Origin of the sequence: Roseibium album, from assembly GCF_001404515.1 — a bacterium.
In the GTDB taxonomy this organism is placed as follows: domain Bacteria; phylum Pseudomonadota; class Alphaproteobacteria; order Rhizobiales; family Stappiaceae; genus Roseibium; species Roseibium album.
In genome coordinates this window covers 22,396-36,386 of record NZ_CXWE01000007.1, presented here as the reverse complement: position 1 = coordinate 36,386, position 13,991 = coordinate 22,396, and the positions used below count along the sequence as shown (strand labels likewise).

At 57.2% G+C, this 13,991-nt stretch carries 16 protein-coding genes; all 16 read right to left on the bottom strand.

Going from position 1 to position 13,991, the window contains the following annotated elements:
• Positions 1-86 precede the first annotated feature (86 nt).
• On the bottom strand, positions 87-1,292 hold the full coding sequence (locus LA5095_RS22615; protein WP_055119137.1) for a hemolysin family protein: 1,206 nt from the start codon (positions 1,290-1,292) through the stop codon (positions 87-89).
• A 36-nt stretch (positions 1,293-1,328) separates the two neighbouring features.
• The gene (gene ybeY, locus LA5095_RS22610; RefSeq protein ID WP_055119135.1) at positions 1,329-1,844 is read right to left on the bottom strand and encodes an rRNA maturation RNase YbeY; all 516 of its coding nucleotides are present in this window, start codon (positions 1,842-1,844) and stop codon (positions 1,329-1,331) included.
• Positions 1,845-1,859: 15 nt separating this feature from the next.
• Positions 1,860-2,990: a PhoH family protein gene (locus tag LA5095_RS22605; RefSeq protein ID WP_209012216.1), complete on the bottom strand. Its 1,131-nt coding sequence runs from the start codon at positions 2,988-2,990 to the stop codon at positions 1,860-1,862.
• Positions 2,987-4,471: a tRNA (N6-isopentenyl adenosine(37)-C2)-methylthiotransferase MiaB gene (miaB, locus tag LA5095_RS22600; RefSeq protein WP_055119133.1), complete on the bottom strand. Its 1,485-nt coding sequence runs from the start codon at positions 4,469-4,471 to the stop codon at positions 2,987-2,989. The genes LA5095_RS22605 and miaB overlap by 4 nt, the downstream gene beginning before the upstream one ends.
• A 138-nt stretch (positions 4,472-4,609) precedes the next feature.
• A complete protein-coding gene (gene olsA / locus LA5095_RS22595; protein WP_055119131.1) occupies positions 4,610-5,473 on the bottom strand; it encodes a lyso-ornithine lipid O-acyltransferase in 864 nt (287 codons plus the stop codon).
• A complete protein-coding gene (locus LA5095_RS22590; RefSeq protein ID WP_055119129.1) occupies positions 5,466-5,915 on the bottom strand; it encodes a Fur family transcriptional regulator in 450 nt (149 codons plus the stop codon). Before LA5095_RS22590 ends, olsA begins: the two co-directional genes overlap by 8 nt.
• A 45-nt stretch (positions 5,916-5,960) precedes the next feature.
• Positions 5,961-6,449, bottom strand: coding sequence for a ribosomal protein S18-alanine N-acetyltransferase (rimI, locus tag LA5095_RS22585; RefSeq protein WP_055119126.1), 489 nt, complete (start codon positions 6,447-6,449; stop codon positions 5,961-5,963).
• Positions 6,446-7,138, bottom strand: a complete 693-nt coding sequence (gene tsaB, locus LA5095_RS22580; protein ID WP_235808782.1) for a tRNA (adenosine(37)-N6)-threonylcarbamoyltransferase complex dimerization subunit type 1 TsaB — start codon at positions 7,136-7,138, stop codon at positions 6,446-6,448. Before tsaB ends, rimI begins: the two co-directional genes overlap by 4 nt.
• A 162-nt stretch (positions 7,139-7,300) precedes the next feature.
• Positions 7,301-7,858, bottom strand: a complete 558-nt coding sequence (locus LA5095_RS22575) for a NifU family protein (RefSeq protein ID WP_029064132.1) — start codon at positions 7,856-7,858, stop codon at positions 7,301-7,303.
• Between the two features lie 187 nt (positions 7,859-8,045).
• Complete coding sequence (locus LA5095_RS22570; protein WP_055119721.1) at positions 8,046-8,540, bottom strand: universal stress protein; 495 nt, start codon at positions 8,538-8,540, stop codon at positions 8,046-8,048.
• A 68-nt stretch (positions 8,541-8,608) separates the two neighbouring features.
• Positions 8,609-9,913, bottom strand: coding sequence for an ATP-dependent protease ATPase subunit HslU (gene hslU / locus LA5095_RS22565; protein ID WP_055119121.1), 1,305 nt, complete (start codon positions 9,911-9,913; stop codon positions 8,609-8,611).
• Positions 9,914-9,916: 3 nt separating this feature from the next.
• Positions 9,917-10,435, bottom strand: a complete 519-nt coding sequence (locus LA5095_RS22560; RefSeq protein ID WP_055119119.1) for a GNAT family N-acetyltransferase — start codon at positions 10,433-10,435, stop codon at positions 9,917-9,919.
• A 6-nt stretch (positions 10,436-10,441) separates the two neighbouring features.
• Positions 10,442-11,002 carry an ATP-dependent protease subunit HslV gene (hslV, locus tag LA5095_RS22555; protein WP_029064128.1) on the bottom strand — a complete coding sequence of 187 codons (561 nt, stop codon included), beginning with the start codon at positions 11,000-11,002 and terminating at the stop codon, positions 10,442-10,444.
• A gap of 131 nt (positions 11,003-11,133) precedes the next feature.
• The gene (locus tag LA5095_RS22550) at positions 11,134-11,709 is read right to left on the bottom strand and encodes an NADPH-dependent FMN reductase (RefSeq protein WP_055119117.1); all 576 of its coding nucleotides are present in this window, start codon (positions 11,707-11,709) and stop codon (positions 11,134-11,136) included.
• Positions 11,710-11,838: 129 nt separating this feature from the next.
• A complete protein-coding gene (locus tag LA5095_RS22545) occupies positions 11,839-12,975 on the bottom strand; it encodes a peptidoglycan-binding domain-containing protein (RefSeq protein ID WP_055119115.1) in 1,137 nt (378 codons plus the stop codon).
• Between the two features lie 281 nt (positions 12,976-13,256).
• Positions 13,257-13,919: a class I SAM-dependent methyltransferase gene (locus tag LA5095_RS22540; protein WP_108873258.1), complete on the bottom strand. Its 663-nt coding sequence runs from the start codon at positions 13,917-13,919 to the stop codon at positions 13,257-13,259.
• Between the last annotated feature and the right edge of the window lie 72 nt (positions 13,920-13,991).

Here is a 13,991-nt window from a genome sequence, read left to right as displayed (position 1 = left end):
AGGCATGGAGATTTGTCGGCTCAGTGCGGACCGGTCAAGCGCTAATATCCCGCGGGCTGACCTGTGCTATCGGAAATTGTCTTTGCTCAGGTGCTGCTGTCGGGGGATGCCGACCGCTCTGACACCGCCTCGGCACTCGTTCCCGCTGATGCTTCGCCCTGAATCGCACCCGTTTTTTTCGGCCTCCGCCTCAGGTCCTGAGGTCTCGGCTCGGCGCGCCTTCGCCGGATCTTCAGGCGCTTGATGCGTCTGGGATCCGCGTCCATAACCTCGAATTCGAAACCAGGAACTTCGCCGGGCACGAACAAGAGTTCCCCGCGTACCGGAACCCGTCCGATTGTGACATAGAGCAGGCCTCCGAGCGTATCGACATCTTCGGAAATTTCACCGTCGTTCAGATGTGTTCCAAGAGCCTTGTCGAGGTCTTCCAGCGGCAATCTGGGATCGGCGATCCAGACGCCTTCTTCTGCGGAGGCAAGCATGGCCTCCTCGTCTTCATCATGTTCGTCTTCAATATCGCCGACGACTTCCTCTACGAGGTCCTCCAGCGAAACGAGGCCGTCGGTACCGCCATACTCGTCGATAACAACCGCCATCTGGATACGGCCTGCCTGCATTTTCGCCATCAGATCGGTTGCCGGCATTGATGGCGGAACAAACAGGAGGTTCCTCAACAGATCCGTTTCCTTCAGCGTGACCGACAGGTCGACGCAGGACAGATCCAGGTCCGGTGCATTGTGGCCCTTACGGGCCGAGCCGTTTTCAAGAGGCGCGAATTCCATTTCCCTGGCGCTGCCATTTTCCACAGCAGTTGCAACGCGTCTGCTTGCTCCCCGCTCGGCAATAAACGCCATAAGGTCCTTGATGTGAACCATGCCGCGGGGATCGTCCAGCGTTTCCTCATAGACCGGCATGCGCGAGTGGCCACTCTTTTGAAAGAGCTCCATCAGTCTGCTGAGGCTGGTGTCAAGATCTACCGCATCGATATCGGCACGCGGGATCATGACATCGTCGACCCGCAACTCGCGCAATCGCAAGATGTTGCCGAGCAAAAGGCGTTCTTCCGGAGAGAAGGCAGCGTCGCCGCTTCCTTCGCGCGCCAACTCGTCCTGGAGGTTTTCGCGAAGGCTCGAGGACTGGCGCCCCAAGCGCAAAACGCGTTTGAATTTGTCGAGAAAGGCCGCAGTCCGCTGCGGCTTTGTCTGTTGCGGATCTTCTCCATCAGGAGATTGTCCGGCCTCGGTGGCCTTGGGCTCGCCCGCCGGACTTTGCGGTTCAACTGCGCTCATCATCTATCAATACAAGAACTTTATGCCCCATGATGCCATCTATTCACCGTCTCCCACAAGAGGGCTGTCGGCGTAAGGGTCATCAATGTCTATCGACGCCAGAATGGTCTTTTCAAGACTTTCCATCAATTCGGCTTCGTCACTTTCCTGATGATCATAGTCGAAAAGATGAAGCAAACCATGAACGGTCAAATGGGAAATGTGATCGGAGAATTCAACTCCCATCTCCTTTGCTTCGAGTGAAATGGTCTCGTAGCCGAAAACGATATCGCCCAGAAGCGGCCCGTAGGCATCCCCTTTCGGATCACTGCCCGGGAACGACAGAACATTTGTCGGCTTGTCCTTGTTCCGCCATTGACCATTCAGTTTTCGGATCGCGGTATCGTCCGTGAAAAGCAGCGAGACTTCGGTGTGTTTCAATACCTGCAGGTTCGCACTTGCAAATGCCGCGCCTATCGCGCGCACGGCAAGCGGCTCAAGCTCTTCCTTCGTGGGCCAATCACCGGCCTCTATCGACAGGTCGACTTGAAATCCCTCGGGCAGCACCTCTGTCATTTCGGCTCAGCCATTTCAGGATGCTGCCACCTTGGGTGATCGGGATGTCGTCTTGTCGCTTCCGGTTTCGCGCCGGCGATCCGCGTATTGCCGCTCACGGGCCTGGGATTCCTCGCGCGACGCGTTGTCGTAGGCTGTCACGATCCTGCCGACGAGTTCGTGACGGACAACATCCGTTTCGTTGAAGCGGATATGGGAGACTGCCTGAATATCGGTCAACAGGCCTAGTGCCTCCCGAAGACCCGATTTCTGGCCGGCCGGAAGGTCGATCTGACTGGGATCGCCAGTGACAATCATTTTCGAACCTTCGCCAAGGCGGGTCAGAAACATCTTCATCTGCATCGACGTCGTGTTCTGGGCCTCGTCCAGCAGAACGACAGCGTTCGACAAAGTCCGTCCGCGCATGAATGCGAGCGGCGCGACTTCGATCATGCCGGACTGGAGTCCACGGTCGACCTTTTCCGCAGGCATCATCTCGTAAAGTGCATCGTAGATCGGCCGCAGGTACGGATCGACCTTGTCTTTCATTTCGCCAGGAAGGAACCCAAGACGCTCGCCAGCTTCCACTGCCGGGCGGGACAGGATCAGACGCGCAACGTCACCACGCTCCAGCAGGGCTGCAGCATAGGCAACAGCAAGGAAGGTCTTGCCGGTTCCGGCAGGGCCGGTGCCGAAAATAAGGTCGGCCCGGTCCATCGAGCGGATATAGGCATCCTGTGTCGGGGTCCGAGCCACGATCGTCTTGCGCCGGGTGGCGATCTGGGCAAAGGCAAGCCGCGACTTCGGCTCAAGGGTTGGCAACGGCAGCTGCGCCTCGGCGGCGGCGGCCATCCGAAGAGCACCGTCCACGTCGCCAGGATGAATTTCCTGACCCTGCAAGAGCCGTTGATACAACGCCTCGAGTGCGGTACGCGCCTGGGCGCAGCCAGCCTGGGAACCTTTCAGTGTTACCTGATTGCCCCTGGCGATGGCGTCGACGCCGACCCGCTGTTCGATCAGCGCGAGATTCTGGTCGAACTGACCGAACAGATCCCCAATCAGACGGTTGTCTTCAAACGCAAGCACGATGTGCGTCGCGTCGGACGCCGAACCGGAGGATGCAGCTTGATCCGTTTGCTTGCGGGAAGAAGAGCTGTCGCGCGTCAAATGACGTCTCCTTTAGAGCGTAGCCGGGGTAAACCGGGATTCGCATGATCATCTTGCCCGGCAATCAATTGCCCGAACAGCGAATTAGATCCGATCTCAACGATTTCCACCGCTTGTATGCTGCCGATCAGGTCTTCCGCTGCATCCAGCTGTACCGGCTGCAGCCAGGGAGATTTGCCGACAATCTGGCCTGGATTGCGTCCCTTCTTTTCGAGAAGGACATCGCAGACCATTCCGCGACGCGATGCGTTGAAGGCTTTCTGCTGCCCGGATATCAGCGCCTGAAGTTCGGCGAGCCGTGCAGATTTCACGTCTTCGGGCACCTGATTGTCCATCGTTGCTCCCGGTGTTCCAGGACGTTGGCTGTACTTGAACGAAAATGCAGAGCCGTACTCGACGCGGCGGATCAGATCCATTGTGTCTGCGAAGTCCTGATCCGTTTCGTCCGGGAAACCGACGATGAAATCGCCCGAAAGTGCGATGTCCGGAGCGGCTTCGCGAATTCGGTCGATCAGCCGGAAATACTCGTCTCTGGTATGACGGCGGTTCATGGATTTCAGGATCTTGTCGGAGCCGGACTGTACGGGAAGATGCAGATAGGGCATCAGGCTTTTCAGATCCCGATGCGCCAGGATGAGATCATCATCCATGTCCCGTGGGTGGCTCGTGGTGTAGCGAAGCCGGTCCAGGCCGTCAATATCCGCAAGCCGGCGCAACAAACGACCAAGTCCCCAGATCGATCCGTCCTTTGCCTCACCGTGATAGGCGTTCACATTCTGGCCCAGCAAGGTGACCTCGCGCACGCCCGCTGCCGCCATGCGTTCGGCTTCAGCGACAATCTGCTCGACGGATCGTGAAACTTCAGCGCCTCTGGTGTAGGGCACCACACAGAAGGTACAGAACTTGTCGCATCCCTCCTGCACCGTCAAAAAAGCCGCGGGCGGGCGTTTCATGACCGGTCTTTCGGCGCGCGCCGACAGGTGATCGAACTTCGCATCGATATCGAATTCGGTTTCCACAACCTTGTTGCCGTTTCGCACCTTCGACAGGAGACCGGGAAGCTGATGGTAGCTCTGCGGCCCGACCACCAGATCGACGATCGGAGCGCGCCGGGATATTTCCTCGCCTTCAGCCTGCGCCACGCATCCGGCGACACCGACCATCATGTCCTTGCCGTGCCGGGCGCGTTCCTGCTTCACTTTCCGGATCCGGCCCAGTTCCGAATAGACCTTTTCGGCAGCCTTTTCGCGGATGTGACACGTGTTGAGGATGACGAGGTCCGCGTCTTCCATGTCGTCCGTCGCCTCAAATCCTTCAGGCGCCAGCACGTCGGTCATCCGCTCACTGTCATAAACATTCATCTGACAGCCGTAGGTTCGCACAAACACCTTTCGTGTGTTCGTGCCCTTCACTGTCTGGTCTTGTGCGGGGGAAACGGCGGAAGGTGTCGTTTCTTGTTCTGCTTCCGGACGGCTTGTCATTCGCTCCTCGTGGCCTTGATCAGTCGGCCGACATGTCTTGATGGCAGGTGCCCGGACTTGCTCCGGTATAGCGGGCGATCGGAAAATTTCCGTTCGCTTCGTCCCTCAGACAGTCACTGCTGCGGACGGCACTCAAAATCAGGCGCCAGCTTTAGCGGGTTTTTCGTCGTTTGAGAAGAACTCGCGGGGTCCGATTTCGCCAGAATCTGTACTCTCGACCGGTTTTTGCAGCAAAGAAGAGATCGTCATCGCGCGAACTTCATTTTCCAGACGCTGTGTGAGTTCCTTGCGATCCGTCGTTTTGCCAACAAGAACCGGTTCTCCCCAGGACACGATAACATCCAGAGCACCTCGCGAGAATATTCCCCAAAGATGGCCGGGAAGTTCCATATCCCCGTACCAGGCCACGTGCGGCCGGTGTGCCCGGCCCATCGGAAGTCCGTAAAAGCCCTGGTAGGCAATCGAAAGAGGCTGGACCCAAACGTTGGTTTCGTCGTCTCCAATTGCTCGCGTGGCTGCGCCCAGCAAAGCGGAGCGGAAAGGAAGCACGCAATTGCCGTCGTTCGACGTTCCCTCCGCGAACAGAACCATCGCGTCGCCTTCCGCCATGCGTTCGGCGATCACGTCCGCAACCTGGCCCGTCTCGCTCCGTCGCGTGCGATTGACGAAAACGGTCTGTTGAAGCTTTGCGAGCAGACCGAAGATCGGCCAGCCGGACACTTCCGACTTTGCGATGAAGGAAAGGGGGATCAGGGAACCGACAACGGCAATATCAACCCACGAAGCGTGATTTGCCGTGATGAGCAGCGGACGGTCCGTCGAGGGAACACCGATCTGCCTGATCTTGATCCCGACCAGGCGCGTGGCGATCCGGTGCCAGATCTGGGGAAGTTTTTTCCGGGCGCGAAGCTTGAGCTTCAGCGATATCCACTGCAGCGGGATCAGGACCAGCGAGACGAGCGTCAGAACGAAAATTGTCCAGGCGGCCTTGACTTCAGCCATCACCTTTTTCACCTTTTGAAGCCTCCAGCGGAACACCATAGAGTTCCAGCCGGTGATCGACCAGCTTGTAACCGAGCTTCTTGGCGATGAATTCCTGCAGCGCCTCGATTTCCTCGCTCCGGAATTCAATCACCCGACCGCTGCGCAGATCGATCAGATGGTCGTGATGCTCGTCCGGCACCGTCTCGTAGCGTGACCGACCGTCCCGGAAGTCGTGTCGTTCGATCATTCCGGCATCTTCGAAAAGCTTGACGGTGCGATAGACGGTCGAAATGGATATTCCCTTGTCGATCGCGACAGACCGGCGGTAGAGTTCCTCGACATCAGGGTGGTCGTCGGAAGCTTCCTCGATCACCGTAGCTATGATGCGGCGCTGCTCGGTCATGCGCATACCCTTTGCCACGCACATTTCCGCCAGCGTTGTTTGCCGCTCATCCGTCATTGGTTCGTCGCCTGCTGATTGACCGGAATTTTCGTAATACAGCGCTTAGCGAAGATCGATGCGCATGACAAGCGCCGTACCGTCACCGCCACTCTCGCTGTAATAACCTTTTCTCTGGCCAACCTGCTTGAAGCCGAGGCTGCGATAGAGCAGCAATGCAGCGTTGTTCGCCGCGTCCACTTCCAAAAACAGATGGCTGCAGCGTTCGCCATAAAGCCTGAACAGGCCGGCTTCCATCAGTTTTTTGCCGATGCCCCGCCCGCGCTGTCTTGGATGCACGGCAATTGTGATTACCTCTGCTTCATCGGCCACCGTGCGCAAAATGAGAAATCCCAGCGGAGCGCGCGTTCCGTATGGACTGGCACGGCGTGCGACCAGGATCGCGACACCCTCCTGCGCCTTCATGCGCGCAAGTTCTTCGGAATTCCACTTGTTCGGAAACGAGGCAGCGTGGATATCGGCTATCTTCGGCAGGTCCTCGTCCAGCGCTTCTTCCACAACCGGCGGCTGGGCCCAGAACCACCAGAAACTCATTGCCGTTCAATCCTTCCTCTGGTCTGCGGCGTCGCATCGGGTGGTCGCAGATATAGCGGTGACGGTGTGGAAACGACCGGATCAGCAACAAGGCCGAGTTCGGCAACCTCCCGTATCGCCGCAAATTCCATCCTCGAGATGATCTGATCCTGCGGCAGATCCAGCGCCTGAGCGATTTTTTCTGCGGCCGACCCTGCCAATCTTATGCTCCGTGGCAGTGTTGCCGCAAGATCGTCAAGTGTCCGCACGGCAGCCTCGCCAGACTTGTCCCCTAAAGACGTAAATTCCTGACAGTATACCTCGTTTCCCTTGCCAGTCAGCGCCACGAGCAGCGGCGCACCGTTATCCGCCGGCGCGTTGGAACGCGCAATTGCGGCAAGTGTGGTGATGCCCACGACCGGCTTGCCGAGGACGAGACCGAATCCTCGGGCGACAGCAAGCCCGACACGCAGTCCCGTGAAACTGCCCGGCCCGACCGTGACGGCCACACGATCCAGATCGGAAAAGGCTGTGGACGTTTCCGCCATGACCTCGCCGATCATGTCCATCAGCACCTCGGCATGCCCGCGACCGATTTCCTCATTACAGGCTTCGAAACACGCAGTTTCTGCACCGTTGTCGAGAACTGCGGCAGCGCAATTGGCGAGTGCTGTATCGATGGCAAGAACACGCATGTCGGCCTGGCTCAAGGGTTTTTGTCCTTCTTGCCACTACCGCGGCGAGGCGCTCGAGTCGAGCCGAGCTTTGGACCTAAGTCCAATTGAGGGCTTGCGTTCCGGAAAGAATGCGGTATCGGAATGCAAAAGGCCCGGCATGAAGGCCGAGCCTTTGAAAAAACCGGGAAAATCCAATCAGATCGGCCGGACTTCCTCGACTTCCGGTACAAAGTGGCGCAACAGATTTTGAATTCCGTGCTGCAGCGTTGCCGTCGAGGACGGGCATCCCGCACACGCGCCGCGCATCGACAGATACACGATCCCTTCCTTGAAGCCCTTGAAGGTAATGTCTCCCCCATCCTGGGCAACGGCCGGGCGAACACGTGTTTCAAGAAGCTCCTTGATCGTGTTTACGGTCTCTTCGGCACCTTCATCGAAAAACTCGCCTTCCTCGATGTCTTCCACCTGACCGGCGGCCATGACAGGTTGCCCCGACATGAATTGCTCCATGATGACGCCAAGAATGGCGGGCTTCATGTGCTGCCAGTCCGTGTCGTCTTTCGTTACCGTCACGAAGTCGTGGCCGAAAAACACCGCGGCTACGCCCGGTACATCGAAGAGCCTTTCCGCGAGCGGAGACACTCCGGCATCTGCCCTGGTGCGGAAGTCATAAGTGCCTTCCGGCAGGACGACCCGTCCTGGCAGGAATTTCAATGTGGCCGGATTTGGAGTTGCTTCGGTTTGAATGAACATGATCTTTGTCCTTGCGTTTGATCAACGCGTCCAAGGTCTGGTGTCCTGCGCCTCTCGTCCATCGCAAAACACCGATGGATTGTTGTAACCCATCTGGCAGCAGTTTGGAATAGTTAAAAACTAGATAGGTCCTGATCCTTCCAGATCAAGTTCCTACAGTGATTTCACTTCGTTCATGGCGCCCAAACTAGGCAAGAGCGGCGATCGAGTCGTCGTCCAGATTGCCCGGTACGATGGTCACCGGGATCGGAAACGTGCCGGCTGCCTTGCCCGCAATGGAAGACACCAGTGGTCCGGGACCTTCCGACCCTGTGCTGGCTGCCAGTACAAGGATTGCGATGTCGGCATCCGCCTCGATCAATTCCAGAATTTCTTCCGAATTGGTGCCTTCGCGAACAACTGTTTCCGGTTCCGTTCTGGCCACCGACCTGACGCGCTCGGCAGCCTTTGCAAGCGTTGATTCCGCTTCTTCCAGCGCTTCAGCCCGCATGATGTCCTCGACACCGAGCCAGTGCTGGAAGTCGCCCGGCGCAATCATGAACACGAGCGTGACCACCCCACCGGTTCGCGCTGCACGCTTTGCGGCATAGACAATTGCCCTGTCGCATTCGGGCGTCTCGTCGACCACGACCAGAAATTTCCGGCGATGGCCTTCCTCGTTACTTTTCCGTATCGCTACCATAAACGCATGCTGCCATCGGTGCGCGCGCATCGCAAGCGGCGAAATCGTCGCTTGCGTCAACCCTGGCGTTACAGAATAAACTTCGACAGATCGACGTTCTTTGCCAGGTCGCCGATGTTTTCCTTCACGAATTCCGCCGTTATCTCAATAGCTTCTCCCGATCTGTCGGGGGCCGTAAAGGAAATTTCGTCAAGTATCCGCTCCATGACGGTCTGGAGACGACGCGCGCCGATGTTTTCAACAGATGCATTGAGATCAACCGCGACGGATGCAATTTCCTCAATCGCCTCTTCGGTGAAAGCGAGCGTGACTTCTTCCGTCTCCATCAAGGCAACATACTGCTTGATCAGGCTGGCCTCGGGCTCCGTCAGGATTGCGCGGAAGTCATCCTTGTCAAGCGCACGCAATTCAACCCGGATCGGCAGACGTCCCTGCAATTCCGGCAACAGGTCGGACGGCTTGGCGACATGGAAGGCACCGGACGCAATGAACAGGATATGGTCAGTCTTCACCGGGCCGTGTTTCGTGGAAACGACCGTTCCCTCGATCAGGGGCAGAAGATCCCGCTGAACACCTTCGCGCGACACATCCGCACCAGCTCGGCCTTCGCGCGCACATATCTTGTCGATCTCGTCCAGGAAAACGATGCCTGAATTTTCGACAAGCGCAATCGCTTCTTCAACGACCTTGTCTTCGTCAAGCAGCTTGTCGGATTCCTCATTGATCAGAAGTTCATAACTTTCGCGAACGGTCGTCCGCTTGGTCTTGGTCTGGCCACCGAACGCCTTGCCGAGAATATCCGACATGTTCATGACGCCGACGCTTGCGCCGGGCATCCCGGGCAATTCGAAACTCGGCATCTGAGCCTGGGCGCGGACCTCGACTTCGATTTCCTTGTCGTCCATTTCGCCGTCGCGCAGTTTCGTTCGGAAACTATCTCGGGTAGCCGGGCTCGCATTCGATCCAACCAGCGCATCCAGGACCCGCTCTTCGGCGAGGACATGGGCCTTGGCCTTCACTTCGTCGCGCTTTTTGTCCCGGATGAGGGTAATGCCCGCTTCAACAAGATCACGAACAATCTGTTCCACATCACGGCCAACATAGCCGACCTCGGTGAATTTCGTCGCTTCCACCTTGGAAAAAGGCGCGTTCGCAAGCTTGGCGAGACGACGCGAAATCTCTGTCTTGCCGACGCCGGTCGGTCCGATCATGAGAATATTCTTCGGCAGAACCTCTTCCCGCATCTGGCCCTGCAACTGTTGACGGCGCCAACGGTTGCGCAGGGCAATCGCCACCGCCCGCTTGGCATCCTTCTGGCCAACAATGTAGCGATCGAGTTCGGAAACGATCTCGCGCGGAGAAAAATCGGTCATTTTTTACGATACGCCTTCCGTATTCATGTGTTCCATAAGCAGGCTGTCATCCGTTTTACCCAGAAGATCCGGTATCTCCCGAAATCCGGCTTTACGATAAGCCTTTACCGCTCTCTGGTTGGCCGGGTCCGGATCGATGATGATCCGATCATAGCCGTCCTGGCGCAGTTTCCGGACGAACGCCTGCAATACTCTTGTTCCAATTCCCTTTGAAAGGTCTTCCTCATCGGCAATGGAGAGGTCAACCCCAACAGCTTCACGTGGCAGTAAATTGAGCCAGGGATAATCCTTGGCAAAGTCCGTTTCCAACTGGTCCTTTACGTACCAGACCTGAATGTAACCCTTGTCCAGGCCATCAAGTCGGAAGATGAAAGGCAGCGTTGTATCGCGCCCTTCGACCATCTCCCTGACATATCCGGTTTCCTCGATCGGTTCTCCCCACCATTTACGCCAATGCGGTCTTGCCATCCAGATTTCAAGTGTCGGCAAATCCTCATGGGTGACGGGACGAAACGTGATCATGGCCGGCTAGTCGGTCACTTCAAGCATTTCCAGGGTTACGCTTGAGTTGGTGTAAACGCAGATCTCGGCGGCAACAGCCATCGCCTTGCGGGCAATGGTTTCCGCGTCGAAATCGGTATCGGCGAGTGCCCTGCCCGCGGCCAGTGCATAGTTACCACCGGATCCGATACCCATTATGCCTCCTTCTGGCTCGAGTACATCACCTGTCCCGGTAAGAACCAGTGACACGTTCTTGTCGGCCACCAGCATCATCGCTTCAAGGCGTCGCAAGTACCGGTCTGTCCGCCAGTCCTTGGCGAGTTCGACACAGGCGCGCATCAGTTGTCCGGGATATTGTTCAAGCTTCGCTTCCAGGCGTTCGAACAAGGTGAAAGCGTCTGCGGTCGCACCGGCGAACCCGGCGATCACTTCACCCTTGGCCAGGGGTCTCACCTTTCGGGCGGAATGCTTGATCACGGTCTGTCCGAGGGATACCTGTCCGTCGCCTGCAATGACGACCCTGTCGCCCTTGCGTACCATCATGATCGTCGTCCCGTGCCATTGAGCCGGTTCGCGCGTTTCGCTCATTCATTCCTCTTGGGTTCTTGATTGCTGCTCGGTTTCATCAATGCTGCCGCCCTATGTAGGCGGCATTTCCGGCTTTTCCAAGCCATCAGTTTGCTGCGAGACGCATCACGACAATTCAAGCGTGACGTTTTCTAGTGCGACATCTCGATTCTCGCTGCGCGCAGAAGCGCCTCGACCAGTTTGTCGAGCTGCCCGCTGTCCCGTTCTTCAGCCAACTCGTCCCTGTCGTCGAATGAGGTCATTGCCTTTGGCACGGACACCATCTGCGGCAGCACCGGTGCACCCAATCCGACTTCCAGGATCGTTCGCATGCCGATCAGACCGCGCATGCCGCCAAATCCGCCCGGAGAGGCTGCGCCCAGTGCGAACACGCTGTTCCTGTAAGGCTCGCCCGGTTCCTTGACCCGGCTGATCCAGTCGAGCGTATTTTTCAGGAGGGGTGTCACGCCGGCATTGTATTCGGGACAAGACAGGAAAATTCCGTCATGCCCGACAAAGAGCCGCTGAAGCTTTTTGGCATTTTCGGGTACACCATTCGCTTCTTCCAGATCTCCGTCATAGATCGGCAAGGGGTAGTCTTTCAGCGAAAGATGCGTGACCTCGGCGTCCAGGATTGCAAGCCGCTTGGCGACGAGTGCAGCAAGTTTTCCGTTGTGGGAGCCGCTCCGCACGGACCCGGAACAAACAAGTATCTTTGGACTGCGCATCAACAGGCCCTTTCAGCCGTAAACAGGACAATTCGGTCTTATTGATATGGCAAAAGCCAACTCGTTTACCAGTGTTTCCGCCACAAGGACCAGCAGGCGGACACATTTGGCATGCCCGCCTCCCTCCGATCAGAACAGGCTTGCAATAAACCCCGGTATGCTCTTGACGGCATATGTCCAGTCGTCCTTTCGCCACCTGGACATTTCATAGGCCGAATCGCCAAGATCTTCTCCCATGTCGGCAAACAGTTTTGTCGGTCCCTGTTTCATGCGGTCGACCAGACGGCTCAAACGGGCGATGTCGATGTCGCCTGTCTGAATGAGGTGGACAGCTCCAAGGACCAGGGTCGTCATGCTGTCGACGCCCGAAGCGCCTAGGCCGATCGGGTCGCAGGCACGGATTACCTGAAAAACCTTGCTGTTCTTGACCGATCCGGGAGCGATTGCCTCGACGAGGCTCTGCAGACCCTCCACCATGCCGGCCCAGGGAATGGCCTTGCCCATGAAGTGCTTGTAAAGCTCAGAGGTGCCATAAAGATAGTCGCCCTGTTCGAACTTGTCCGCGACCTCGATCAGGGTAACAACCTGTCCCACAGCACCGACCTTGCTGCCAAGGCTCCCCAGGAACCTGCCAAATTTCGACGCCGGTGACCCGATCGCATCCAGGGCTCCGAACTGGCGCCCTTTCATTCCGGAAATGGCCTTCATCACGTCCCGCGCTTCGGAAACGGAAAAGCCCCACTTGCGCAATTGCGACCAGGCGGCAATGACCTTGCGTGCATCCTCGGCACGCCCGATCGTACCAAGAAACTTCTTCATGCCGGGGATGCTCTTGTCGATCAGCTCACGTCTGAACTCGTCAAAAGCATCACTATCACCGAGTTTGGCCGCTTCCTTGGCCAGCATTTTTTCCGCCGGGGTCAGGCGATCGTCGCGCATCGTATCATTGGCAACCGTGGATGGATGAGCTGCGGGCGGGATGCACATCCGTTGCCAGACCGAGGCCGAGTTCGGGTCGTTGAGCGCCTGAATGGTCCGGTTGCCCCGATCCACGCGGCCGTCGGGATAACGCAGCCGGACGACACTCGCCTGAAAGTCCTTGATTGTTCCTATGGTCTTCGAGCCGACCTTTCCGTCGACCGACAATTCCTTGCGTGAAGATCCCATGAGGGCGTTCAACCGGGTCTGAACCGTCTTGACATCCAACTGTTCATTCGTTCCGAACCGGCCTACGGAGCCGCCAATACCAATGCATGAATTGATCATTTGAAAATTGTCCAATCATTAAAAAACAATACCAAGCAACGCTTATTCACGAATACTGCTGAAAGGACCTGTGACTCACGTCACCGTGAATGCAAATGAGACTGCAATTCGCACGGAAGCAAAGGATTTCGACACGATGTCGGCGCTGCGGCAAACGGGAAAGCGTTCGCACAAACAACGGACTAAAGTGAAAAGGCAACCGATGTGAAGACCGGTCGCCATCAACATGATAATTCAGAAATGGATGTGCTCAGGCACCAGGGTACCGATGGGCACCGGCCTCAGTGCCCTTTGCGATAAACCCATACCCGTGCCGGCGGCAGGTTTTTCCAGACCCATTCGGAACTGTAGACCGATACCGCCCGGTTATCCGGTTTGATCGGCGCAACCAGTCCATAGGAGAACTGGATAAAGGGTGCGCCCGGCTTCAGCAGATGAAAAGCTTCGTCCAGCAAGGCCCGGCGGACCGGCTCCGATCTCGTGAGCAGCGGAAGCGACGAAACAATTCCATCCAGAGTGTGTTTGACCTGCGTCTCGCCGGTGAGGAACCCTTTCGGCTTGCGGAGGGTCTCTGTCAATGTGTAGGCATCGCCCTGCTGAATGGGCAACCCCGGATATCTGAGGCTCAAGAGCTCACAGAACTCTTCGCTGTACTCGATCAGGTTGAGGTGTTTGTGCGTGAAACCACGATCAATCAGTGCCTTCGTGACAACACCGGTTCCAGGACCCAGTTCGACAACCCGTGAGTGGGGTCGTGGTGTCAGGTATGACGCCATTTTGGTCGCCAGGTCGGATCCTGACGGTGAGACCGCACCGGTTCGCAGGGGATTTTGCGCCCAGGACCGGATGAACTTCATCTCATCCAGAACCTTCGTGCGCACGGCATTGGCCTTGCCCAGCTTCTCCCGAAGACGTTCGACGCGAATACTGTTGCGTTTCAGCATGTTACCTCACCAAACCCCAGGGAATCGAATATAGGGGCAATTGTAAGGATTTGCTATATCCTGACGCACAGA